We start from the raw sequence: 23563 nt of genomic DNA, 5'->3' as shown, positions 1-23563 counted from the left end.
CATCCCGAACTCAGAAGTGAAACGATGCATCGCCGATGGTAGTGTGGGGTTTCCCCATGTGAGAGTAGGTCATCGTCAAGATTAAATTCCGAAACCCCAATTGCGAAAGCAGTTGGGGTTTTGTTTTGTCCGCAAGAAAATGGGTTGTTTGAATTCTATGCAGCGGCCCGGTGCATGGCTATTATTCGGGCCTCATTCTGAGGCGAGACCTGCATGCTGACGTTGTTGAACCTTCTGAAGGATGGTCGATTCCATTCCGGTCAGGCCCTGGGCGTTGCTCTGGGAATTAGTCGAAGTGCGGTGTGGAAGCAGCTTCAGCATCTGGAGACGGAGCTTGGGTTATCCATACATAAAGTTCGAGGGCGGGGCTATCAATTGGCTTCGCCGCTGGCGTTGCTTGACTCGCTCGCAATAGAGGAAGGTCTTGCCGGCTGGTCTGTCAGTGTCTTCGATTCCATCGACTCAACTAATGCTGAATCGTTGCGAGCGGTAGATCGAGGGCGGGTTGCGCCTTTTCTAATACTGGCTGAGCGTCAGAGTTCCGGGCGCGGGCGCAGGGGGCGTAAATGGGTAAGCCCGTTTGCTGAAAACCTTTATTACAGCCTCGTGTTGCGTATCGATGGAGGGATGCGTCAGCTCGAGGGGTTAAGTCTCGTTGTCGGTCTCGCGGTCATGCAGACCCTGCGCGCGTTTGGGGTGCCAGGTGCGGGACTGAAATGGCCCAATGATGTTTTGGTCGGGCGAAAAAAAATTGCAGGCATCCTGCTGGAGCTCGTCGGAGATCCAGCGGACGTTTGTCATGTAGTGTTGGGCGTGGGCATTAATGTGAACATGCAGGCTACAGACGAAGTCGATCAGCAATGGACTTCACTGCGTCTAGAGTCGGGTAAATCTTGTGATCGCAATATTCTGGCGGTTGAGCTGAGTAAGCAGCTGCAACTCTATCTGCGACGTCACCAGTCAGACGGCTTCTCTGCGCTTCAGGCGGAGTGGGAGGCGAGCCATTTGTGGCAGGGGCAGCAGGTTTCTCTCACTGCCGGTGTCAATCAGGTAGAGGGTGTGGTGCTGGGAATCGATAATCAAGGCGCGCTGCGGCTAAAGGTAGATGGTGTGGAAAAGGTCTTTAGTGGTGGTGAGCTCAGCTTGAGGTTGCGTCATGATTCTTGAGCTCGATTGTGGAAACAGTTTTATCAAATGGCGGGTGCTGAGTGCAGAGTTGGGCGCCTTGGTCGCAGAAGGTGTGGTCGACTCTGATGGCGCCTTGGTCGATAGTCTTCGGTCGCTTGAGAAGATATCTCTCGGTAAATGTCGCCTTGTCAGCGTAAGAACTGAAGATGAGACCAATTTGCTTATTGGCTTGCTCAGGCGCGAGTTCGGCATTTCCGTTGTCTGTGCGTCGCCCGCTCGTGAGATGTCTGGCGTAACGAACGGTTACGACGACTATGAGCGCCTCGGTCTCGATCGCTGGCTGGCGATGCTTGGTGGTTTTCACCTGGCTAAAGGTGCTTGTCTGGTTCTTGATTTCGGGACGGCGGTGACCGCGGACTTTGTCTCCGCGGACGGTGAACATCTGGGAGGCTTCATTTGTCCTGGCATGCCGCTGATGCGTAATCAGTTGCGTACGCATACTCGGAAAATTCGCTATGGGGATCTGGCGGCGGAGCGGGCATTGGCGAGTCAGGCTCCTGGGCGCAACACGGCTGAGGCTGTAGAGCGTGGCTGTTCGTTGATGCTCAGGGGGTTCGTATTGACGCAGCTGGAGATGGCGCATTCCTATTGGGGTGATGACTACAGTGTCTTCATTACGGGTGGTGATGCCGAACTGGTCTCGGATGTTGCGCCTGACGCTCGGGTTGTTTCCGATCTGGTGTTCGTGGGTTTGGCTATGGCGTGTCCTTTGTCCTGAGGTTTGTATGCGTTGGTTGTTCCTTCTGCTTCTGGTACTCAATGTTTTTTATTACGTCTGGCATCAGCAGGAGGCCCCGCTACGCGCAAAGGATGTCACGCCGCTCAGTCTTTATCGTGGATCGCAACAGGATATTCGCTTGCTGAGTGAGGCTGGTGGTGATGCTTCCCGTGAAAAAAGGACTGGAGGAAAGCCTGATGGGCAGTGCCTTTATGTGGGTGGTTTGGCGCGCCCCGAGTCCGCTCAGGCGTTGGAGCAGCGTTTGGCGGAGCTTGGTGCAAAAGTTCTTCCTTCGTCAAAAGAGTCTTCCGGCGGCTCATATTGGTTCCAGGTTACGCCCGAAACCCAGCGTTTGTTGGGTGATGCTCAGCTGCAAAACCTTTCCAAGGAATTCAATGAGTTAAAACATAAAATAATGCTGTGCGAGGGGGTTGCACCTACTGAATAGTTTGCATAGAATGGCGCCCGCTCCACAGCGAAGACCTGAAAAGGTAGCAGCAGCGGGGTGGTGTCAATGCAGCTAACCTCAGGTTTTTAAATGAGAAAATGCTTGACAGGGGTTTGGCATAGTATAGAATGCCGGCCTGATTAGGAGGGGTTCCCGAGCGGCCAAAGGGATCAGACTGTAAATCTGACGTCTACGACTTCGAAGGTTCGAATCCTTCTCCCTCCACCAGATTTTAGCGTGAGCTGCAGGCTCCGCGGGTATAGTTTAGTGGTAGAACCTCAGCCTTCCAAGCTGATGATGCGGGTTCGATTCCCGCTACCCGCTCCAAGTTTGCAGGTTGTGCAAAGTGTTACGCTCTTGTAGCTCAGTTGGTAGAGCACACCCTTGGTAAGGGTGAGGTCAGCGGTTCAAATCCGCTCAAGAGCTCCATATAACAAGGCAGATATGAAAATATCTGCCTTTGTTTTAATGGCTTGTGTTGTTTGCTCAATTTCTTCTGTTAGGGGTGATATCGATGGCTAAGGAAAAATTTGATCGTTCCCTGCCGCACGTCAACGTTGGCACCATCGGTCACGTAGACCACGGTAAAACCACGCTGACCGCTGCTCTGACTCGCGTCTGCTCCGAAGTTTTCGGTTCGGCCGTAGTTGAATTCGACAAGATCGACAGCGCTCCAGAAGAAAAGGCTCGCGGTATTACCATCAACACCGCGCACGTTGAGTACAACTCGAACATTCGTCACTACGCTCACGTTGACTGCCCAGGTCACGCTGACTACGTGAAGAACATGATCACTGGTGCTGCGCAGATGGACGGCGCGATCCTGGTTTGCTCGGCCGCTGATGGTCCGATGCCGCAAACCCGTGAGCACATCCTGCTGTCCCGTCAGGTAGGTGTTCCGTACATCGTGGTTTTCCTGAACAAGGCTGACCTGGTAGACGACGCTGAGCTGCTGGAACTGGTTGAGATGGAAGTTCGCGACCTGCTGTCCACCTATGACTTCCCAGGCGACGACACTCCGATCATCATCGGTTCTGCTCGTATGGCGCTGGAAGGCAAAGACGACAACGAAATGGGCACCACCGCTGTTAAGAAGCTGGTGGAAACTCTGGACAGCTACATCCCAGAGCCAGAGCGTGCTATCGACAAGCCGTTCCTGATGCCAATCGAAGACGTGTTCTCGATCTCGGGTCGCGGTACTGTTGTGACCGGTCGTATCGAACGCGGTATCGTTCGCGTTCAAGACGCCCTGGAAATCGTTGGTCTGCGTGACACCACCACCACCACCTGCACTGGTGTTGAGATGTTCCGCAAGCTGCTGGACGAAGGTCGTGCTGGCGAGAACTGCGGCGTTCTGCTGCGTGGCACCAAGCGTGACGACGTTGAGCGTGGTCAGGTTCTGGTTAAGCCGGGTTCGGTTAAGCCACACACCAAGTTCACCGCAGAAGTTTACGTTCTGAGCAAGGAAGAAGGCGGTCGTCACACTCCGTTCTTCAAGGGCTACCGTCCGCAGTTCTACTTCCGTACTACTGACGTGACTGGTAACTGCGAGCTGCCAGAAGGCGTTGAAATGGTAATGCCAGGTGACAACATTCAGATGACTGTTACCCTGATCAAAACCATCGCGATGGAAGACGGTCTGCGTTTCGCAATCCGTGAAGGCGGTCGTACCGTTGGTGCTGGCGTAGTGGCCAAGATCATCGAGTAAACAGTTGTAATGTCTTTTTCAGGCCGGCATAATGGTCGGCCTGATTTTGTTTTAGGTCAGTAGCTCAATTGGCAGAGCGACGGTCTCCAAAACCGTAGGTTGGGGGTTCGATTCCCTCCTGACCTGCCAGATTCACTTGGTGTGTCTGGCTTTCTTTTCACAGGATCTTCATAGATGACTCCTAAAGCTGAAGCTCAAGGCTCTCGCTTCGATTTGCTCAAGTGGCTTGTAGTAGTCGCTTTGGTAATTGTTGGCGTTGTCGGTAATCAGTATTACGCTGCTTCGCCGATCCTGTACCGTGTACTCGTATTGCTTGTCATTGCTGCTGTAGCTGCCTTTGTAGGCCTGCAGACTGCCAAGGGCAAGTCTTTCTTTGTACTGGTTAAGGAAGCTCGCACCGAGATTCGTAAAGTCGTATGGCCAACTCGCCAAGAAACCACGCAGACCACACTGATTGTTGTGGCTGTTGTCCTGGTTATGGCGTTGCTGTTGTGGGGGCTTGATTCCCTGCTCGGTTGGCTTGTTTCCTTGATTGTCGGCTAAGGGTGTCCCGTGGCTAAGCGTTGGTACGTTGTGCATGCTTACTCGGGTTACGAGAAGCATGTCATGCGTTCGTTGATCGAGCGTGTAAAGCTGGCTGGCATGGAAGATGGCTTCGGCGAAATTCTGGTTCCCACTGAAGAAGTGGTTGAAATGCGTAATGGCCAGAAACGCAAAAGCGAGCGCAAATTCTTCCCAGGTTATGTGCTGGTTCAGATGGATATGAACGAGGGTACTTGGCACTTGGTCAAGGATACTCCTCGGGTGATGGGTTTTATCGGCGGTACTGCTGATAAGCCGGCACCAATCACCGATAAAGAAGCTGAGGCGATTTTGCGTCGCGTTGCCGATGGTAGCGACAAGCCGAAGCCGAAGACGTTGTTCGAGCCAGGCGAAACCGTTCGAGTCAATGACGGGCCGTTCGCTGACTTTAACGGCGTTGTTGAAGAAGTTAACTACGAAAAGAGCCGGATCCAAGTGGCAGTGCTCATTTTCGGACGCTCTACTCCGGTAGAGTTGGAGTTCAGTCAGGTCGAAAAGGTCTAGCTGAGCAAGCATCCCAACCCCGCAGCCCTAGGCTGTGGGGTTTTGTCGTCACTGGGATAAACGCGCAAGTAACCGGGGAGCCTTTCGAGGCGTTCGAACCCGTAATTGGAGTGCCTCATGGCCAAGAAGATTACCGCTTACATCAAGCTGCAAGTGAAGGCCGCTCAGGCTAACCCAAGCCCACCTGTTGGTCCTGCTCTGGGTCAGCACGGCGTGAACATCATGGAATTCTGCAAAGCTTTCAACGCCCGTACCCAGGGTCTGGAAGCTGGTCTGCCGACTCCAGTGATCATCACTGTCTACAGCGACCGTAGCTTCACTTTCGAAACCAAATCCACCCCTGCTTCGGTTCTGCTGAAGAAGGCGGCCGGTCTGACCAGCGGTTCCGCTCGTCCGAACACCGTTAAGGTTGGCACTGTTACCCGTGCTCAGCTGGAAGAAATCGCGAAAACCAAAAACGCGGATCTGACTGCAGCTGATATGGATGCAGCCGTGCGTACTATCGCCGGTTCTGCTCGTAGCATGGGCCTTAACGTGGAGGGTGTGTAATGGCTAAGCTGACCAAGCGTCAAAAGGCTATCGCCGGCAAAATCGAAGCAGGCAAGGCCTACAACATTGTAGACGCCGCTGCACTGCTGGCCGAGCTGTCGACTGTCAAGTTCAGCGAGTCGTTCGACGTAGCTGTAAACCTGGGCGTAGACCCGCGTAAATCCGACCAGGTTGTTCGTAGCGCTACTGTGCTGCCACACGGCACTGGCAAGACTGTTCGCGTTGCTGTGTTCACCCAGGGTCCAGCTGCTGAGGCCGCTCTGGCTGCCGGCGCTGACCGTGTAGGTATGGACGACCTGGCTGCCGAAATGAAAGGCGGCGACCTGAACTATGACGTAGTGATCGCATCCCCGGATGCCATGCGCGTTGTAGGTCAACTGGGTCAGATCCTCGGTCCACGTGGTCTGATGCCTAACCCGAAAGTCGGCACTGTTACCCCAGACGTCGCTACCGCGGTTAAAAATGCCAAGGCTGGTCAGGTTCGTTATCGCACCGACAAAAACGGCATCATCCACACTTCCGTTGGCAAGATCGGCTTCGATGCCGTCAAGCTGAAGGAAAACGTTGAAGCCCTGATCGCTGATCTGAAGCGTATCAAGCCAGCTTCTTCGAAAGGTATCTACGTCAAGCGCGTTACCCTGAGCACCACTATGGGCCCAGGTCTGGTTATCGACCAGAGCTCGCTGGACGCGTAAGACAAAAATTGGCGCAGTTGACTGCGCCAATTGAAAGATTGGGGTCCCTGCCTGGCGGGGGCTATCCAAGACCGTAGGCGACGCAAGTCTTAAACCTCAAGCCTACGCAGATGGTGCTCCCGGTTCCTTACCGAATCAGACACCAAAACGACATTCGGTTTCGATCGAATGAAACGGTAACAAGCAGGAGTTAAACCCGTGGCAATTAATCTCGAAGACAAGAAGGCCATCGTCGCTGAAGTCAACGAGGCTGCCAAAGTCGCTCTGTCCGCTGTCGTGGTTGATGCCCGTGGCGTAACAGTAGGCGCAATGACCGGACTCCGTAAAGAGGCTCGTGAAGCTGGCGTTTACGTACGTGTTGTACGTAACACCCTGCTCAAGCGCGCTGTTGCTGGCACTTCGTATGAAGTGCTGAACGACGCGTTCACTGGCCCGACCCTGATCGCATTCTCCAACGAACACCCGGGCGCTGCTGCTCGTCTGTTCAAGGAATTTGCCAAGGGTCAGGATAAGTTCGAGATCAAGGCAGCATCGTTTGAGGGCAAGTTCCTCGCAGCGAATGAGATCGACGTGCTGGCAAGCCTGCCAACTCGCGACGAAGCTATTGCGAAACTGATGAGCGTGATTCAAGGCGCTACCAGCAAGCTGGCTCGTACTCTGGCGGCAATTCGCGATCAGAAAGAAGCAGCTGCAGCCTGAGGCTGAGCGTTTCCACTCTCGCGTATTTTTGTTTATTTCGACGGCCGTACAGGCTGTCCACCAAATCAGGAATTGAGTCATGTCTCTGACTAACGAACAAATCATCGAAGCAATCGGCCAGAAAACCGTTCTGGAAGTTGTTGAGCTGATCAAAGCAATGGAAGAAACCTTCGGCGTGACCGCTGCTGTTGCTGCTGCTGGTCCAGCTGCTGCTGCCGCTGTTGTTGAAGAGCAAACCGAGTTCAACGTTGTTCTGGTTGAAGCCGGCGAGAAGAAAGTAAACGTGATCAAGGCAGTTCGTGAACTGACCGGTCTGGGCCTGAAAGAAGCCAAAGAGAAAGTCGACGGCGCTCCTCAGGTTGTAGCTGAAGGCGTTTCGAAAGAAGCGGCTGAAGACGCTAAGAAGAAGCTGGAAGAAGCAGGCGCTAAAGTCGAGCTGAAGTAAGCATCGACTTTGCACCTCCAGCCCGAGCGTCAAGCGACAGGCTGATGGCTGGTGGCTCTTGCCACCGGCCTTTTTCCGTTATTGGCAGCCGACTGGGTCGGTGTCGATAACGAGCTGTAACCACCCGATGCGGTGGCGCAAACCATGGGGTTTGCACGATTTTCTGGCTGCTCCCGTCGGGAGGGGCCAAACAAGCAGGTGACCAAGCTGGGGAACGCTGATGGCTTACTCATATACTGAGAAAAAACGTATCCGCAAGGACTTTAGCAAGTTGCCGGACGTCATGGATGTGCCTTACCTCCTGGCCATCCAGCTGGATTCGTATCGTGAATTCTTGCAAGCGGGAGCGACTAAAGATCAGTTCCGCGACGTGGGCCTGCATGCGGCCTTCAAATCCGTTTTCCCGATCATCAGCTACTCCGGCAATGCTGCGCTGGAGTACGTCGGTTATCGCTTGGGCGAACCGGCATTTGATGTCAAAGAATGCGTATTGCGCGGTGTAACTTTCGCCGTACCTTTGCGGGTAAAAGTGCGCCTGATCATTTTCGACAAAGAATCGTCGAACAAAGCGATCAAGGACATCAAAGAGCAAGAAGTCTACATGGGTGAAATCCCATTGATGACTGAGAACGGTACCTTCGTAATCAACGGTACCGAGCGTGTTATCGTTTCCCAGCTGCACCGTTCCCCGGGCGTGTTCTTCGACCACGACCGTGGCAAGACGCACAGCTCCGGCAAGCTGCTGTACTCCGCGCGCATCATTCCTTACCGCGGTTCGTGGCTGGACTTCGAGTTCGACCCGAAAGACTGCGTATTCGTGCGTATCGACCGTCGTCGCAAGCTGCCGGCCTCGGTACTGCTGCGCGCGCTCGGTTATACCACCGAGGAAGTGCTGGACGCGTTCTACACCACCAACGTATTCCACGTGAAAGGCGAAGGCCTGAGCCTGGAGCTGGTGCCTCAGCGCCTGCGTGGTGAAGTTGCTGTTCTCGACATCCAGGATGACAAAGGCAAGGTGATCGTTGAGCAGGGCCGTCGTATTACTGCCCGCCACATCAACCAGCTGGAAAAAGCCGGGATCAAAGAGCTGGACGTGCCTCTGGATTACGTTCTGGGTCGTACCACCGCCAAGGCCATCGTGCACCCGGCTACCGGTGAGATCCTGGCAGAGTGCAACACCGAGCTGTCGACCGAGATCCTGGCGAAAATCGCCAAGGCCGGCGTCGTACGCATCGAAACTCTGTACACCAACGACATCGACTGCGGTCCGTTCGTCTCCGACACGCTGAAGATCGACTCCACCAGCAACCAATTGGAAGCGCTGGTCGAGATCTATCGCATGATGCGTCCAGGCGAGCCGCCAACCAAGGACGCTGCCGAGACCCTGTTCAACAACCTGTTCTTCAGCCCTGAGCGCTATGACCTGTCTGCGGTCGGCCGGATGAAGTTCAACCGTCGTATCGGTCGTACCGAGATCGAAGGTTCGGGCGTGCTGTGCAAGGAAGACATCGTCGCGGTACTGAAGACTCTGGTCGACATCCGTAACGGTAAAGGCATCGTCGACGACATCGACCACCTGGGTAACCGTCGTGTTCGCTGTGTAGGCGAGATGGCAGAGAACCAGTTCCGCGTTGGCCTGGTACGTGTTGAGCGTGCGGTCAAAGAGCGTCTGTCGATGGCTGAAAGCGAAGGCCTGATGCCGCAAGACCTGATCAACGCCAAGCCAGTGGCTGCGGCGGTGAAAGAGTTCTTCGGTTCCAGCCAGCTGTCGCAGTTCATGGACCAGAACAACCCGCTGTCCGAGATCACCCACAAGCGTCGTGTCTCTGCACTCGGCCCTGGCGGTCTGACTCGTGAGCGCGCGGGCTTCGAAGTCCGTGACGTACACCCGACTCATTACGGTCGTGTCTGCCCGATTGAAACGCCGGAAGGTCCGAACATCGGTCTGATCAACTCCCTGGCTGCTTACGCTCGCACCAACCAGTACGGCTTCCTCGAGAGCCCGTACCGCGTGGTGAAAGAGGGTGTGGTCACCGACGACATCGTGTTCCTGTCCGCCATTGAAGAAGCCGATCACGTGATCGCGCAGGCTTCGGCGACCATGAACGAGCAGAAAGTCCTGATCGACGAACTGGTAGCCGTACGTCACCTGAACGAATTCACCGTCAAGGCGCCGGAAGACGTCACCTTGATGGACGTTTCGCCGAAGCAGGTAGTTTCGGTTGCAGCGTCGCTGATTCCGTTCCTCGAGCACGACGACGCCAACCGTGCGTTGATGGGTTCGAACATGCAGCGTCAAGCTGTACCAACCCTGCGCGCTGACAAGCCGCTGGTCGGTACCGGCATGGAGCGTAACGTGGCTCGCGACTCCGGCGTTTGCGTCGTGGCTCGTCGTGGCGGCGTGATCGACTCTGTTGATGCCAGCCGTATCGTGGTTCGCGTTGCCGATGACGAAGTTGAAACCGGCGAAGCTGGTGTCGACATCTACAACCTGACCAAATACACCCGCTCGAACCAGAACACCTGCATCAACCAGCGTCCGCTGGTGAGCAAGGGTGATCGTGTTCAGCGTGGCGACATCATGGCCGACGGTCCGTCCACCGACATGGGTGAACTGGCTCTGGGTCAGAACATGCGCATCGCGTTCATGGCATGGAACGGCTTCAACTTCGAAGACTCCATCTGCCTGTCCGAGCGTGTGGTTCAGGAAGACCGTTTCACCACGATCCACATTCAGGAACTGACCTGTGTGGCTCGTGACACCAAGCTTGGCCCAGAGGAAATCACTGCGGACATCCCTAACGTGGGTGAAGCTGCGCTGAACAAGCTGGACGAAGCCGGTATCGTTTACGTAGGTGCTGAAGTCGGCGCAGGCGACATCCTGGTAGGTAAGGTCACTCCGAAAGGCGAGACCCAACTCACTCCGGAAGAAAAACTGCTGCGCGCAATCTTCGGTGAGAAAGCCAGCGACGTTAAAGACACTTCCCTGCGTGTGCCAACCGGCACCAAAGGTACTGTCATCGACGTACAGGTCTTCACTCGTGACGGCGTTGAGCGTGATGCTCGTGCCCTGTCGATCGAGAAGTCCCAGCTGGACGAGATCCGCAAGGATCTGAACGAAGAGTTCCGCATCGTTGAAGGCGCGACCTTCGAGCGTCTGCGTTCCGCTCTGGTAGGCCACAAGGCTGAAGGTGGCGCGGGCCTGAAGAAAGGTCAGGACATCACCGACGAAGTACTCGACGGTCTTGAGCATGGTCAGTGGTTCAAACTGCGCATGGCTGAAGATGCTCTGAACGAGCAGCTCGAGAAGGCCCAGGCCTACATCGTTGATCGTCGCCGTCTGCTGGACGACAAGTTCGAAGACAAGAAGCGCAAACTGCAGCAGGGCGATGACCTGGCTCCAGGTGTGCTGAAAATCGTCAAGGTTTACCTGGCAATCCGTCGTCGCATCCAGCCGGGCGACAAGATGGCCGGTCGTCACGGTAACAAAGGTGTGGTCTCCGTGATCATGCCGGTTGAAGACATGCCGCACGATGCCAATGGCACACCGGTCGACGTCGTCCTCAACCCACTGGGCGTACCTTCGCGTATGAACGTTGGTCAGATCCTTGAAACCCACCTCGGCCTCGCGGCCAAAGGTCTGGGCGAGAAGATCAACCGGATGGTCGAAGAGCAGCGTAAAGTCGCTGAACTGCGCACCTTCCTGGACGAGATCTACAACCAGATCGGCGGTCGTAACGAAGATCTGGACAGCTTCTCCGATCAGGAAATCCTGGATCTGGCTAAGAACCTGCGTGGCGGTGTTCCAATGGCCACTCCAGTGTTCGACGGTGCCAAGGAAAGCGAAATCAAGGCCATGCTGAAACTGGCAGACCTGCCAGAAAGCGGCCAGATGCAGTTGACCGACGGCCGTACCGGCAACAAGTTCGAGCGTCCAGTTACCGTTGGCTACATGTACATGCTGAAGCTGAACCACTTGGTAGACGACAAGATGCACGCGCGTTCTACCGGTTCGTACAGCCTGGTTACCCAGCAGCCGCTGGGTGGTAAGGCGCAGTTCGGTGGTCAGCGTTTCGGGGAGATGGAGGTCTGGGCACTGGAAGCATACGGTGCTGCTTACACTCTGCAAGAAATGCTCACAGTGAAGTCGGACGATGTGAACGGCCGGACCAAGATGTACAAAAACATCGTGGACGGCGATCACCGTATGGAGCCGGGCATGCCCGAGTCCTTCAACGTGTTGATCAAGGAAATTCGTTCCCTCGGCATCGATATCGATCTGGAAACCGAATAACACGTGACGCGATCGAGAGCGGGGCAGGATTGCCCGCTCTCTGCTCCGCCAGGAGGAAAGGCCTTGAAAGACCTACTGAATTTGCTGAAAAACCAGGGTCAAGTCGAAGAGTTCGACGCCATCCGTATCGGATTGGCCTCGCCTGAGATGATCCGCTCGTGGTCGTTCGGTGAAGTTAAAAAGCCGGAAACCATCAACTACCGTACGTTCAAACCTGAGCGTGACGGTCTGTTCTGCGCCAAGATCTTTGGCCCGGTAAAGGATTACGAGTGCCTGTGCGGTAAGTACAAGCGCTTGAAGCACCGTGGTGTGATCTGCGAGAAGTGCGGCGTTGAAGTTGCACTGGCCAAGGTTCGTCGTGAGCGCATGGCGCACATCGAACTGGCTTCGCCGGTTGCCCACATCTGGTTCCTGAAATCGCTGCCGTCCCGTATCGGCCTGCTGATGGACATGACCCTGCGTGATATCGAACGCGTTCTCTACTTCGAGAGCTATGTCGTTATCGATCCGGGCATGACCACTCTTGAAAAAGGTCAGCTGCTGAACGACGAGCAGTACTTCGAAGCGCTGGAAGAGTTCGGTGACGATTTCGACGCCCGCATGGGTGCCGAAGCTGTCCGCGAACTGCTGCACGCTATCGACCTGGAACACGAGATCGGCCGGCTGCGTGAAGAAATTCCGCAAACCAACTCCGAAACCAAGATCAAGAAGCTGTCCAAGCGTCTGAAGTTGATGGAAGCCTTCCAAGGCTCCGGCAACCTGCCAGAGTGGATGGTGCTGACCGTTCTGCCGGTTCTGCCGCCAGATCTGCGTCCACTGGTTCCACTGGATGGCGGTCGTTTCGCGACTTCCGACCTCAACGATCTGTATCGTCGAGTGATCAACCGTAACAACCGTTTGAAGCGCCTGCTGGATCTGTCCGCTCCGGACATCATCGTGCGCAACGAAAAGCGTATGTTGCAGGAAGCTGTCGATGCACTGCTCGACAACGGTCGTCGTGGCCGCGCTATCACAGGTTCCAACAAGCGTCCTCTGAAATCCCTGGCTGACATGATCAAGGGTAAGCAAGGTCGTTTCCGTCAGAACTTGCTCGGTAAGCGTGTTGACTACTCCGGTCGTTCGGTAATTACCGTTGGTCCGACCCTGCGTCTGCACCAGTGCGGTCTGCCGAAGAAGATGGCTCTCGAGCTGTTCAAGCCGTTCATTTTCGGCAAGCTGGAAATGCGTGGTCTGGCGACCACCATCAAAGCGGCCAAGAAAATGGTCGAGCGCGAACTGCCAGAGGTTTGGGACGTTCTCGCTGAAGTGATTCGCGAACACCCGGTTCTTCTCAACCGTGCACCGACCCTTCACCGTCTGGGTATCCAGGCGTTTGAACCGGTACTGATCGAAGGTAAGGCTATCCAGCTGCACCCTCTGGTCTGCGCCGCGTACAACGCCGACTTCGACGGCGACCAAATGGCCGTGCACGTACCGCTGACGCTGGAAGCCCAGCTCGAAGCGCGTGCGTTGATGATGTCGACCAACAACATTCTGTCGCCAGCCAACGGTGAGCCAATCATCGTTCCGTCGCAGGACGTTGTATTGGGTCTCTACTACATGACTCGTGAAGCGATCAACGCCAAGGGCGAAGGTCGTGTGTTCGCGGATCTGCAGGAAGTTGACCGTGTGTTCCGTGCCGGCGAAGCCGCACTGCACGCCAAGATCAAGGTTCGTATCAACGAAACCGTGAACGATCGTGACGGCAACAGCGTGAACAACACCCGTATCGTCGACACCACTGTCGGCCGTGCGCTGCTGTTCCAGGTTGTGCCAAAAGGTCTGTCGTTCGACGTCGTCAACCTGCCGATGAAGAAAAAGGCGATCTCCAAGCTGATCAACCAGTGCTACCGCGTGGTTGGTCTGAAAGAGACCGTGATCTTCGCTGACCAGTTGATGTACACCGGTTTTGCCTACTCGACCATTTCCGGCGTTTCCATCGGTGTTAACGACTTCGTTATCCCGGACGAAAAAGCCCGCATCATCGGTGCTGCCACCGACGAAGTGAAAGAAATCGAGAGCCAGTACGCCTCCGGCCTGGTAACCCAGGGCGAGAAGTACAACAAAGTGATCGACCTTTGGTCGAAAGCGAACGACGAAGTCTCCAAGGCGATGATGGCCAACCTCTCGAAAGAGAAAGTCATCGACCGTCACGGCGACGAAGTCGAGCAAGAATCGTTCAACTCGATGTACATGATGGCCGACTCGGGTGCGCGGGGTTCCGCAGCACAGATTCGTCAGCTGGCCGGTATGCGTGGTCTGATGGCCAAGCCGGACGGTTCCATCATTGAAACGCCGATTACTGCGAACTTCCGTGAAGGTCTGAGCGTACTCCAGTACTTCATCTCGACTCACGGTGCTCGTAAAGGTCTGGCGGATACCGCGTTGAAAACTGCGAACTCCGGTTACCTGACTCGTCGTCTGGTAGACGTGGCGCAGGATCTGGTCGTGACCGAGATCGATTGCGGCACCGAACACGGTCTGCTGATGACTCCGCACATTGAAGGCGGTGACGTTGTAGAACCGTTGGGTGAGCGCGTATTGGGTCGTGTCATCGCCCGTGACGTATTCAAGCCGGGTACCGAGGACGTTATCGTTCCTGCAGGCACTCTGGTAGACGAGAAGTGGGTTGAGTTCATCGAGCTGAACAGCATCGACGAAGTAATCGTGCGTTCGCCGATCAGCTGCGAAACCCGCTATGGCATTTGCGCCAAGTGCTACGGCCGTGACCTGGCTCGTGGTCACCAGGTGAACATCGGTGAAGCGGTCGGCGTTATCGCTGCCCAGTCCATCGGTGAGCCGGGTACCCAGCTGACGATGCGTACGTTCCACATCGGTGGTGCGGCAAGCCGTACTTCCGCAGCCGACAGCGTTCAGGTGAAGAATGGCGGTACCGTCCGTCTGCACAACCTGAAACACGTTGAGCGTGTGGATGGCAACCTGGTTGCCGTGTCTCGTTCCGGTGAGCTGGCAATCGCTGACGACTTCGGTCGTGAGCGCGAGCGTTACAAGCTGCCGTACGGTGCCGTGATTTCGGTTAAAGAAGGTGACAAGGTCGACGCTGGCGCAATCGTGGCCAAGTGGGATCCGCACACTCACCCGATCGTTACCGAAATGAAAGGTACCGTGACCTACGTGGGCATGGAAGAAGGCATCACGATCAAGCGTCAGACTGACGAATTGACCGGTATGACCAACATTGAAGTACTCGATGCCAAAGACCGTCCGGCCGCCGGCAAGGACATCCGTCCTGCGGTGAAGATGGTCGATGACAACGGCAAGGATCTGTTGCTGCCAGGCACTGACGTTATCGCTCAGTACTTCCTGCCAGCCAACGCCCTGGTCGGTGTTGCGGACGGTGCGAAGATCGCGATCGGTGACGTTATCGCTCGTATCCCGCAAGAAACTTCGAAAACCCGTGACATCACCGGTGGTCTGCCGCGTGTTGCCGACCTGTTCGAAGCCCGTCGTCCGAAAGAGGCGTCGATTCTGGCTGAAGTCAGCGGCACCATCGCGTTCGGTAAAGAGACCAAGGGCAAGCGCCGTCTGGTCATTACCCCGAACGACGGTAGCGATCCGTACGAAGAGCTGATTCCGAAGTGGCGTCACCTGAACGTGTTCGAAGGCGAACAGGTAAACCGCGGCGAAGTTATCTCCGACGGTCCGAGCGATCCGCACGACATCCTGCGTCTGCTGGGTGTAAGCGCGTTGGCCAAGTACATCGTCAACGAGATCCAGGACGTTTACCGCCTGCAAGGCGTGAAGATCAACGACAAGCACATCGAGACCATCCTGCGTCAGATGCTGCGTAAAGTTGAGATCTCCGAGTCCGGCGACTCCAGCTTCATCAAGGGCGACCAGATGGAACTGACTCACGTACTGGTTGAAAACGAGCGCTTGGCGACCGAAGATAAATTCGTGTCCAAGTTCACTCGCGTGCTGCTGGGTATCACCAAGGCGTCGTTGTCGACTGAATCGTTCATCTCGGCGGCCTCCTTCCAGGAGACCACTCGCGTACTGACCGAAGCAGCGGTAACTGGCAAGCGCGATTACCTGCGCGGCCTGAAAGAAAACGTGGTCGTGGGTCGTCTGATCCCGGCCGGTACCGGTCTGGCTTATCACAGCGAGCGCAAGCGTCGTCGTGATGCAGACAAGCCGTTGCGCGTAAGCGCCAGTGAAGTGGAAGCTGCACTGACCGAAGCGCTGAACTCGAGCGGTAACTGAGTTCTGCGAAAAAATGAGCTGAGGCCCTGATCAAGCCGTTCATCGAATCAAGACAATTTGTCGAGGTTCGACGAGCGGGGAGGTCGGGGCCTTGCCTTGACTGGGGACAAGATCCTCTTTAGACTCTTGATCCCCTAAATTTGGCGGGAATTCGTTCCTGCCATTTTGCTTTTCTTGCAAGACAATAGCGTCGCAAGACAACAGTGGAGCTAGTAGATGGCAACTATCAACCAGCTGGTACGTCAGCCGCGTAAGCGTATCGTCGAGAAATCCGACGTGCCTGCGCTGCAGAACTGCCCGCAACGTCGTGGCGTGTGCACCCGTGTGTACACCACTACGCCGAAAAAACCTAACTCGGCACTGCGTAAAGTATGCCGTGTGCGTCTGACCAACGGTTTCGAGGTTTCCTCGTACATCGGTGGTGAAGGCCACAACCTGCAAGAGCACAGCGTGGTATTGATCCGCGGCGGTCGTGTAAAAGACTTGCCAGGTGTTCGTTACCACACCGTTCGCGGCTCCTTGGATACTTCCGGCGTTAAAGGCCGTAACCAGGGTCGTTCGAAGTACGGTACCAAGCGTCCGAAGTAATCGGCCGTTTTGCAGATTTTCATTTTATTGAGTCGATAAGAGTAAGGTCGGGCGCGCATCCACTGGATCTGTCCCGAGCTAACCTGAAGACCGTTTGAGGGCTTATCAATGCCAAGACGTCGCGTAGCAGCAAAGCGTGAGATTCTGGACGATCCGAAATACGGAAGCCAAATCCTCGCCAAATTCATGAACCACGTTATGGAAAGCGGCAAGAAAGCCGTTGCCGAGCGTATCGTTTATGGTGCCCTGGAAACCGTTGCGGCTCGCAAGACCGGCACCGATCCCCTGGAACTCTTCGAAAAAGCACTCGACGCCATCGCTCCGCTGGTCGAAGTGAAGTCGCGCCGCGTTGGTGGTGCTACTTACCAGGTTCCGGTCGAGGTTCGTCCGTCCCGTCGTAACGCTCTGGCAATGCGCTGGTTGGTAGACTTCGCCCGCAAGCGTGGCGAGAAGTCTATGGCTCTGCGCTTGGCTGGCGAGCTGCTGGATGCTGCTGAAGGTAAAGGTGCTGCTGTTAAGAAGCGTGAAGACGTGCACCGTATGGCCGAAGCTAACAAAGCTTTCTCGCACTACCGCTTCTAATTTTAGCTTCACTAATTTTGCGAGGGCTTTATGGCTCGTACTACTCCGATTAGTCGCTACCGTAACATCGGTATCGTCGCTCACGTGGATGCTGGTAAAACCACCACCACCGAGCGCGTCCTTTTTTACACTGGCAAAAGTCACAAAATGGGCGAGGTGCATGATGGCGCCGCGACCACAGACTGGATGGTTCAGGAGCAGGAGCGTGGTATTACCATTACTTCTGCTGCCATTACCGCCTTCTGGAAAGGTTCCGAGAAGCAGTACCCACACGAGCATCGCTTCAACGTAATCGATACCCCGGGCCACGTAGACTTCACTATTGAAGTAGAGCGTTCCCTGCGTGTGCTCGACGGCGCTGTCGTTGTGTTCTGCGGTACTTCGGGTGTTGAGCCTCAGTCGGAAACCGTATGGCGTCAGGCCAACAAATACGGCGTTCCACGTCTTGTTTACGTAAACAAGATGGACCGTGCTGGTGCCAACTTCCTGCGCGTGATCGGTCAGATCAAACAGCGTCTGGGTCACACTCCGGTGCCGATCCAGCTGGCTATCGGTTCGGAAGATAACTTCCAGGGCCAGATCGACCTGATCAACATGCAAGCTGTCTACTGGAACGACTCTGACAAGGGTATGGTTCCGGTTCGCAAGGAAATCCCTGCGGACATGCTTGAACTGGCTGAAGAATGGCGCAACAACATGGTTGAAGCCGCCGCCGAAGCCAACGAAGACCTGATGAACAAGTACCTGGAAGGTGAAGAGCTGTCGATCGCTGAGATCAAGGCTGCTTTGCGTGCACGTACTATCGCCGGCGAAATCGTTCTGGCTGTTTGCGGTTCTTCGTTCAAGAACAAGGGCGTTCCCCTGGTTCTCGACGCCGTTATCGACTTCCTGCCTGCTCCGACCGACATTCCTGCTATCAAGGGTTCCAACCCTGATAACGAGGAAGAAGAGATGGAGCGTCATGCAAGCGACGACGAGCCGTTCGCGGCCCTGGCGTTCAAGATCGCTACCGACCCATTCGTGGGTACCTTGACCTTCGTCCGCGTTTACTCGGGCGTGTTGAACTCCGGCGACGGCGTGATCAACTCGGTTAAAGGCAAGAAAGAGCGCGTGGGTCGTATGGTGCAAATGCACGCAAACGCCCGTGAAGAGATCAAGGAAGTGCGCGCTGGCGACATCGCGGCCCTGATCGGCATGAAGGACGTCACCACTGGTGAAACCCTCTGCAACGCTGAGAAGCCAATCATCCTGGTTCGCATGGACTTCCCGGAGCCGGTTATTTCGGTTGCCGTAGAGCCTAAGACCAAGGATGACCAGGAAAAAATGGGTATCGCTCTGGGCAAGCTCGCTCAGGAAGACCCGTCTTTCCGCGTTAAGACTGATGAAGAGACTGGTCAAACGATCATCTCCGGCATGGGCGAGCTGCATCTGGACATCCTGGTTGACCGGATGCGCCGTGAGTTCAACGTCGAAGCCAACATCGGCAAGCCGCAGGTTTCGTACCGTGAGCGCATCACGAAGAACTGCGAAATCGAAGGCAAGTTCGTTCGTCAGTCCGGCGGTCGTGGCCAGTTCGGTCACTGCTGGATTCGCTTTGCTCCTGCTGACGAAGGTCAGGAAGGTCTGCAATTCCTGAACGAAGTAGTGGGTGGTGTGGTTCCTAAGGAATACATCCCGGCTATCCAGAAGGGCATCGAAGAGCAGATGAAGAACGGCGTTGTTGCCGGCTATCCGCTGATCGGCCTGAAGGCTACCGTGTTCGATGGTTCTTACCACGACGTCGACTCCAACGAGATGGCGTTTAAAGTGGCTGCTTCCATGGCGACCAAGCAACTGGCCCAGAAGGGCGGTGGTGAGTTGCTCGAGCCGATCATGGCGGTAGAGGTTGTTACGCCTGAAGACTATATGGGTGATGTGATGGGCGACCTTAACCGTCGTCGCGGCATGATCCAGGGTATGGAAGACACAGTGTCCGGCAAGGTTATCCGTGCCGAGGTTCCACTGGGTGAGATGTTCGGTTATGCGACCGACGTTCGTTCCATGTCCCAGGGTCGCGCAAGCTACTCTATGGAATTCAAAAAATACGATACGGCTCCGTCGCACATCGTCGAATCCGTTACCAAAAAACAAGGCTGATTCAGCCCCTTTAGGCTAGGAGTTAATTGTCGTGGCTAAAGAAAAATTTGATCGTTCCCTACCGCACGTAAACGTTGGCACCATCGGCCACGTTGACCACGGTAAAACCACTCTGACCGCTGCTCTGACTCGCGTCTGCTCCGAAGTTTTCGGTTCGGCCGTAGTTGAATTCGACAAGATCGACAGCGCACCAGAAGAAAAAGCTCGCGGTATCACCATCAACACCGCGCACGTTGAGTACAACTCGAACATTCGTCACTACGCTCACGTTGACTGCCCAGGTCACGCTGACTACGTGAAGAACATGATCACTGGTGCTGCGCAGATGGACGGCGCGATCCTGGTTTGCTCGGCCGCTGATGGTCCGATGCCGCAAACCCGTGAGCACATCCTGCTGTCCCGTCAGGTAGGCGTTCCGTACATCGTGGTTTTCCTGAACAAGGCTGACCTGGTAGACGACGCTGAGCTGCTGGAACTGGTTGAGATGGAAGTTCGCGACCTGCTGTCCACCTATGACTTCCCAGGCGACGACACTCCGATCATCATCGGTTCTGCTCGTATGGCGCTGGAAGGCAAAGACGACAACGAAATGGGCACCACCGCTGTTAAGAAGCTGGTGGAAACTCTGGACAGCTACATCCCAGAGCCAGAGCGTGCTATCGACAAGCCGTTCCTGATGCCAATCGAAGACGTGTTCTCGATCTCGGGTCGCGGTACTGTTGTGACCGGTCGTATCGAGCGCGGTATCGTTCGCGTTCAAGACGCCCTGGAAATCGTTGGTCTGCGTGACACCACCACCACCACCTGCACCGGTGTTGAGATGTTCCGCAAGCTGCTGGACGAAGGTCGTGCTGGCGAGAACTGCGGCGTTCTGCTGCGTGGTACCAAGCGTGACGACGTTGAGCGTGGTCAGGTTCTGGTTAAGCCGGGTTCGGTTAAGCCGCACACCAAGTTCACCGCAGAGGTTTACGTTCTGAGCAAGGAAGAAGGCGGTCGTCACACTCCGTTCTTCAAAGGCTACCGTCCACAGTTCTACTTCCGTACTACTGACGTGACTGGTAACTGCGAGCTGCCAGAAGGCGTTGAAATGGTAATGCCAGGTGACAACATTCAGATGACTGTTACCCTGATCAAAACCATCGCGATGGAAGACGGTCTGCGTTTCGCAATCCGTGAAGGCGGCCGTACCGTTGGTGCTGGCGTCGTAGCTAAAATCATCGAGTGATCTCTTTATTGAGTCAGCTTTGATGAGTTGAAAAAGCCCCCGCTTAGCGGGGGCTTTTTTATTGGGTTGACACCTATCTGGGGCGTCTATAGAATTGCGCCTCCTTTTAACGGGCGTATTGCGCCCGGTGGGAATAGCAGCCGGAGTCTGAAATCCAATGCAAAATCAGCAAATCCGTATCAGGTTGAAGGCTTTTGACCATCGCCTGATCGACCAATCAACCCAGGAAATCGTGGAAACCGCGAAACGTACTGGTGCTCAAGTGCGTGGTCCAATTCCACTGCCTACCCGTAAAGAGCGGTTCACCGTTCTGGTTTCTCCGCACGTCAACAAAGACGCGCGTGACCAGTACGAGATCCGCACTCATAAGCGCGTTCTGGACATCGTCCAGCCAACGGATAAAACCGTTGATGCACTTATGAAGCTTGATCTTGCGGCCGGTGTGGAAGTGCAGATCAGCCTCGGCTAAGACTCGGTCTTGGTCGTGTAACGCTCTGAAATGGGCGGCCATAGCGGGTGAAAGCCCCGTACACTCATGAGGTTTACAACATGACTATTGGTGTAGTCGGTCGTAAAGCGGGTATGACCCGTATTTTCACCGAAGAAGGTGTCTCCATTCCGGTCACGGTCATTGAGATCGAGCCGAATCGCGTCACCCAGTTCAAAACTGAAGAAACCGATGGCTATCGTGCAGTGCAAGTCACTGTCGGCGAGCGTCGTGCTTCCCGTGTTACAGCTGCTCAAGCTGGCCACTTCGCCAAGGCGAACGTTGCCGCTGGTCGTACCGTAATGGAATTCCGTCTTGAAGAAGGCGAGTACCAGGCCGGCGATCTGATCAACGCTGAAATCTTCGCTGCTGGTCAACTGGTTGATGTAACCGGTCAGTCCAAAGGTAAAGGCTTCCAGGGTACGATCAAGCGTTGGAACTTCCGCGGGCAAGATAACACCCACGGTAACTCCGTATCCCACCGCGTCCCAGGCTCTATCGGCCAGTGCCAGACTCCTGGTCGTGTATTCAAGGGCAAAAAAATGTCCGGTCATATGGGCGCTGAGCGCGTGACCGTGCAGTCCCTGGAAGTAGTGCGCGTGGACGCTGAACGCAATCTGTTGTTGGTCAAGGGCGCTGTACCTGGCGCTACTGGCGGCAACCTGGTTGTACGTCCGGCAGCCAAGGCTCGCGGTTAAGGGGAAGCTGACATGCAATTAAATGTAAATGACGCTCAAGCGATCGAAGTTTCCGAACTGACATTTGGCGGCGAGTTCAACGAGACGCTGGTTCACCAAGCAGTCGTGGCCTACATGGCTGGCGGCCGTCAGGGTAGCAAGCAGCAGAAGACCCGTTCCGACGTTCGTGGTGGCGGCAAGCGCCCATGGCGTCAGAAAGGTACTGGCCGTGCTCGTGCCGGTACTATCCGCAGCCCAATCTGGCGCGGCGGCGGCACCACCTTTGCAGCTCGTCCACAGGATCACTCCCAGAAGCTGAACAAGAAGATGTATCGCGCAGCAATGCGTTCCATCCTTGCTGAGCTGGTGCGTACTGATCGTCTGGTCGTGGTTCAGGATTTCGCAGTTGAAACTCCGAAAACCAAAGACCTGCTGGGCAAACTGAACAACATGAGCCTGACCGATGTTCTGATCGTGTCGGACGCTGTTGATCAGAACCTGTACCTGGCTGCTCGCAACCTGCCACACGTTGATGTACGTGACGTGCAAGGTTCCGATCCAGTTAGTCTGATCGCATACGACAAGGTGTTGATCACCGTGTCGGCCGTGAAGAAATTCGAGGAGCTGCTGGGATGAACCAGGAACGCGTATTTAAAGTTCTGCTTGGCCCGCACGTTTCCGAGAAGGCTACGGTTCTGGCAGACAAGAAAGGCCAGTTCGTTTTCAAGGTTGCTACTGATGCAACCAAGCTGGAAATCAAGAAGGCCGTCGAAAGCCTGTTCAGCGTGAAAGTTGAGCGTGTTACTACCCTGAATGTTCTGGGTAAGAGCAAGCGCACCGCTCGCGGTCTGGGCAAGCGTAATGACTGGAAGAAGGCAGTTATCTCCCTTCAGCCAGGCCAAGATCTCGATTTCAGCAGCAGTGCTGAGTAAGGAAGGGGTGCATCATGGCAATCGTTAAATGCAAACCGACTTCCCCTGGCCGCCGTTTTGTGGTCAAGGTGGTCAACCAGGAGCTGCATAAAGGCGCTCCTCACGCACCGCTGCTCGAGAAAAAATCGAAGTCTGGTGGTCGTAACAACAATGGCCGTATTACCACTCGTCACATCGGTGGTGGTCATAAGCAGCATTATCGTCTGGTCGACTTCCGTCGCAACGACAAGGATGGCATCGCTGCCACTGTCGAGCGTATCGAATACGATCCAAACCGTACTGCTCACATCGCTCTGCTGCTGTACGCAGATGGCGAGCGTCGCTACATCATCGCCCCTAAAGGCGTGAGCGCTGGCGACCAGCTGATCGCAGGTGCTCTGGCACCGATCAAGCCGGGCAACGCTCTGCAACTGCGCAACATTCCAGTTGGTAGCACCGTACACGGCATCGAACTGAAGCCAGGTAAAGGCGCGCAAATCGCTCGTTCCGCTGGCGCTTCGGCTCAGCTGATCGCTCGTGAAGGCGTTTACGTGACCCTGCGTCTGCGTTCCGGTGAAATGCGTAAAGTACTGGCTGAGTGCCGTGCGACCCTGGGCGAAGTCTCGAACTCCGAGCACAGCCTGCGTTCGCTGGGTAAAGCTGGTGCCAAGCGCTGGCGTGGCGTTCGCCCAACCGTTCGTGGTGTTGCCATGAACCCGGTTGACCACCCACATGGTGGTGGTGAAGGTCGTACCTCTGGTGGTCGTCATCCGGTATCGCCATGGGGCTTCCCGACTAAGGGCGCGAAGACTCGTGGTAATAAGCGTACCGACAAAATGATCGTCCGTCGTCGCAAGTAATTAG

At 55.4% G+C, this 23563-nt stretch carries 21 protein-coding genes, 4 tRNA genes and 1 rRNA gene; all 26 read left to right on the top strand.

The features are described from left to right. Nucleotides 1-81, top strand: a 5S ribosomal RNA gene (gene rrf / locus L6D74_RS30345); the annotation flags it as partial. Between the two features lie 132 nt (nucleotides 82-213). After that, nucleotides 214-1167, top strand: coding sequence for a bifunctional biotin--[acetyl-CoA-carboxylase] ligase/biotin operon repressor BirA (gene birA / locus L6D74_RS20315; RefSeq protein ID WP_236190153.1), 954 nt, complete (start codon nucleotides 214-216; stop codon nucleotides 1165-1167). Next, nucleotides 1157-1906 (top strand): pantothenate kinase, encoded by a 750-nt coding sequence (locus tag L6D74_RS20310; RefSeq protein ID WP_064599790.1) that lies wholly within the window; start codon nucleotides 1157-1159, stop codon nucleotides 1904-1906. The genes birA and L6D74_RS20310 overlap by 11 nt, the downstream gene beginning before the upstream one ends. Before the next feature lie 7 nt (nucleotides 1907-1913). Then, on the top strand, nucleotides 1914-2354 hold the full coding sequence (locus L6D74_RS20305; RefSeq protein WP_064599788.1) for a hypothetical protein: 441 nt from the start codon (nucleotides 1914-1916) through the stop codon (nucleotides 2352-2354). Nucleotides 2355-2497: 143 nt separating this feature from the next. Next, nucleotides 2498-2582 (top strand) — tRNA-Tyr (locus L6D74_RS20300). Between the two features lie 25 nt (nucleotides 2583-2607). Further along, nucleotides 2608-2681 (top strand) — tRNA-Gly (locus L6D74_RS20295). Nucleotides 2682-2707: 26 nt separating this feature from the next. Beyond that, a tRNA-Thr gene (locus L6D74_RS20290) sits at nucleotides 2708-2783 on the top strand. Between the two features lie 85 nt (nucleotides 2784-2868). After that, nucleotides 2869-4062 (top strand): elongation factor Tu, encoded by a 1194-nt coding sequence (gene tuf, locus L6D74_RS20285; protein ID WP_010220303.1) that lies wholly within the window; start codon nucleotides 2869-2871, stop codon nucleotides 4060-4062. Between the two features lie 53 nt (nucleotides 4063-4115). Further along, nucleotides 4116-4191: transfer RNA gene (locus tag L6D74_RS20280), tRNA-Trp, on the top strand. 45 nt (nucleotides 4192-4236) lie between these two features. Then, the gene (gene secE, locus L6D74_RS20275) at nucleotides 4237-4605 is read left to right on the top strand and encodes a preprotein translocase subunit SecE (protein ID WP_064599786.1); all 369 of its coding nucleotides are present in this window, start codon (nucleotides 4237-4239) and stop codon (nucleotides 4603-4605) included. A 9-nt stretch (nucleotides 4606-4614) separates the two neighbouring features. Continuing rightward, on the top strand, nucleotides 4615-5148 hold the full coding sequence (gene nusG / locus L6D74_RS20270; protein WP_007957598.1) for a transcription termination/antitermination protein NusG: 534 nt from the start codon (nucleotides 4615-4617) through the stop codon (nucleotides 5146-5148). A gap of 117 nt (nucleotides 5149-5265) precedes the next feature. Beyond that, a complete protein-coding gene (gene rplK / locus L6D74_RS20265) occupies nucleotides 5266-5697 on the top strand; it encodes a 50S ribosomal protein L11 (RefSeq protein WP_003228756.1) in 432 nt (143 codons plus the stop codon). Further along, on the top strand, nucleotides 5697-6392 hold the full coding sequence (rplA, locus tag L6D74_RS20260; protein ID WP_003228754.1) for a 50S ribosomal protein L1: 696 nt from the start codon (nucleotides 5697-5699) through the stop codon (nucleotides 6390-6392). The genes rplK and rplA overlap by 1 nt, the downstream gene beginning before the upstream one ends. 198 nt (nucleotides 6393-6590) lie before the next feature. After that, complete coding sequence (gene rplJ / locus L6D74_RS20255) at nucleotides 6591-7091, top strand: 50S ribosomal protein L10 (RefSeq protein WP_011336174.1); 501 nt, start codon at nucleotides 6591-6593, stop codon at nucleotides 7089-7091. Between the two features lie 79 nt (nucleotides 7092-7170). Further along, nucleotides 7171-7536 (top strand): 50S ribosomal protein L7/L12, encoded by a 366-nt coding sequence (gene rplL, locus L6D74_RS20250; protein ID WP_007957596.1) that lies wholly within the window; start codon nucleotides 7171-7173, stop codon nucleotides 7534-7536. Between the two features lie 220 nt (nucleotides 7537-7756). Further along, nucleotides 7757-11830: a DNA-directed RNA polymerase subunit beta gene (rpoB, locus tag L6D74_RS20245; RefSeq protein ID WP_039772428.1), complete on the top strand. Its 4074-nt coding sequence runs from the start codon at nucleotides 7757-7759 to the stop codon at nucleotides 11828-11830. A 63-nt stretch (nucleotides 11831-11893) separates the two neighbouring features. After that, nucleotides 11894-16093, top strand: coding sequence for a DNA-directed RNA polymerase subunit beta' (rpoC, locus tag L6D74_RS20240; protein ID WP_064599784.1), 4200 nt, complete (start codon nucleotides 11894-11896; stop codon nucleotides 16091-16093). A 216-nt stretch (nucleotides 16094-16309) separates the two neighbouring features. After that, nucleotides 16310-16681, top strand: coding sequence for a 30S ribosomal protein S12 (gene rpsL / locus L6D74_RS20235; protein WP_003186084.1), 372 nt, complete (start codon nucleotides 16310-16312; stop codon nucleotides 16679-16681). A 108-nt stretch (nucleotides 16682-16789) separates the two neighbouring features. After that, nucleotides 16790-17263: a 30S ribosomal protein S7 gene (gene rpsG, locus L6D74_RS20230; protein ID WP_007957592.1), complete on the top strand. Its 474-nt coding sequence runs from the start codon at nucleotides 16790-16792 to the stop codon at nucleotides 17261-17263. Between the two features lie 30 nt (nucleotides 17264-17293). Further along, complete coding sequence (gene fusA / locus L6D74_RS20225) at nucleotides 17294-19399, top strand: elongation factor G (RefSeq protein WP_236190152.1); 2106 nt, start codon at nucleotides 17294-17296, stop codon at nucleotides 19397-19399. Nucleotides 19400-19430: 31 nt separating this feature from the next. Then, the gene (gene tuf / locus L6D74_RS20220) at nucleotides 19431-20624 is read left to right on the top strand and encodes an elongation factor Tu (RefSeq protein ID WP_010220303.1); all 1194 of its coding nucleotides are present in this window, start codon (nucleotides 19431-19433) and stop codon (nucleotides 20622-20624) included. A 157-nt stretch (nucleotides 20625-20781) separates the two neighbouring features. Continuing rightward, a complete protein-coding gene (gene rpsJ, locus L6D74_RS20215) occupies nucleotides 20782-21093 on the top strand; it encodes a 30S ribosomal protein S10 (protein ID WP_003186070.1) in 312 nt (103 codons plus the stop codon). 80 nt (nucleotides 21094-21173) lie between these two features. Further along, on the top strand, nucleotides 21174-21809 hold the full coding sequence (gene rplC, locus L6D74_RS20210; RefSeq protein ID WP_007955641.1) for a 50S ribosomal protein L3: 636 nt from the start codon (nucleotides 21174-21176) through the stop codon (nucleotides 21807-21809). A gap of 12 nt (nucleotides 21810-21821) precedes the next feature. Then, nucleotides 21822-22424 (top strand): 50S ribosomal protein L4, encoded by a 603-nt coding sequence (rplD, locus tag L6D74_RS20205; protein ID WP_003228735.1) that lies wholly within the window; start codon nucleotides 21822-21824, stop codon nucleotides 22422-22424. Continuing rightward, a complete protein-coding gene (gene rplW / locus L6D74_RS20200) occupies nucleotides 22421-22720 on the top strand; it encodes a 50S ribosomal protein L23 (RefSeq protein ID WP_002555488.1) in 300 nt (99 codons plus the stop codon). The genes rplD and rplW overlap by 4 nt, the downstream gene beginning before the upstream one ends. Before the next feature lie 14 nt (nucleotides 22721-22734). Next, a complete protein-coding gene (rplB, locus tag L6D74_RS20195) occupies nucleotides 22735-23559 on the top strand; it encodes a 50S ribosomal protein L2 (RefSeq protein ID WP_003186055.1) in 825 nt (274 codons plus the stop codon). Nucleotides 23560-23563 lie beyond the last annotated feature (4 nt).

The sequence above is a fragment of the Pseudomonas pharyngis genome (assembly GCF_021602345.1).
Classification (GTDB): domain Bacteria; phylum Pseudomonadota; class Gammaproteobacteria; order Pseudomonadales; family Pseudomonadaceae; genus Aquipseudomonas; species Aquipseudomonas pharyngis.
Note: the sequence above shows the minus strand (reverse complement) of the source record. Positions and strands in the feature narration are given on the sequence as shown.

What these genes read in the sequence shown, in the direction of transcription:
- rplC (WP_007955641.1), top strand. Translation starts at nt 21,174, where the DNA reads ATGACTATTGGTGTAGTCGGTCGTAAAGCGGGTATGACCCGTATTTTC.
- birA (WP_236190153.1), top strand. Translation starts at nt 214, where the DNA reads ATGCTGACGTTGTTGAACCTTCTGAAGGATGGTCGATTCCATTCCGGT.
- tuf (WP_010220303.1), top strand. Translation starts at nt 2,869, where the DNA reads ATGGCTAAGGAAAAATTTGATCGTTCCCTGCCGCACGTCAACGTTGGC.
- L6D74_RS20305 (WP_064599788.1), top strand. Translation starts at nt 1,914, where the DNA reads ATGCGTTGGTTGTTCCTTCTGCTTCTGGTACTCAATGTTTTTTATTAC.
- rpsL (WP_003186084.1), top strand. Translation starts at nt 16,310, where the DNA reads ATGGCAACTATCAACCAGCTGGTACGTCAGCCGCGTAAGCGTATCGTC.
- L6D74_RS20310 (WP_064599790.1), top strand. Translation starts at nt 1,157, where the DNA reads ATGATTCTTGAGCTCGATTGTGGAAACAGTTTTATCAAATGGCGGGTG.
- rplW (WP_002555488.1), top strand. Translation starts at nt 22,421, where the DNA reads ATGAACCAGGAACGCGTATTTAAAGTTCTGCTTGGCCCGCACGTTTCC.
- rplA (WP_003228754.1), top strand. Translation starts at nt 5,697, where the DNA reads ATGGCTAAGCTGACCAAGCGTCAAAAGGCTATCGCCGGCAAAATCGAA.
- rplB (WP_003186055.1), top strand. Translation starts at nt 22,735, where the DNA reads ATGGCAATCGTTAAATGCAAACCGACTTCCCCTGGCCGCCGTTTTGTG.
- secE (WP_064599786.1), top strand. Translation starts at nt 4,237, where the DNA reads ATGACTCCTAAAGCTGAAGCTCAAGGCTCTCGCTTCGATTTGCTCAAG.
- rplL (WP_007957596.1), top strand. Translation starts at nt 7,171, where the DNA reads ATGTCTCTGACTAACGAACAAATCATCGAAGCAATCGGCCAGAAAACC.
- rplD (WP_003228735.1), top strand. Translation starts at nt 21,822, where the DNA reads ATGCAATTAAATGTAAATGACGCTCAAGCGATCGAAGTTTCCGAACTG.
- rplK (WP_003228756.1), top strand. Translation starts at nt 5,266, where the DNA reads ATGGCCAAGAAGATTACCGCTTACATCAAGCTGCAAGTGAAGGCCGCT.
- rpsJ (WP_003186070.1), top strand. Translation starts at nt 20,782, where the DNA reads ATGCAAAATCAGCAAATCCGTATCAGGTTGAAGGCTTTTGACCATCGC.
- rpoB (WP_039772428.1), top strand. Translation starts at nt 7,757, where the DNA reads ATGGCTTACTCATATACTGAGAAAAAACGTATCCGCAAGGACTTTAGC.
- rpsG (WP_007957592.1), top strand. Translation starts at nt 16,790, where the DNA reads ATGCCAAGACGTCGCGTAGCAGCAAAGCGTGAGATTCTGGACGATCCG.
- fusA (WP_236190152.1), top strand. Translation starts at nt 17,294, where the DNA reads ATGGCTCGTACTACTCCGATTAGTCGCTACCGTAACATCGGTATCGTC.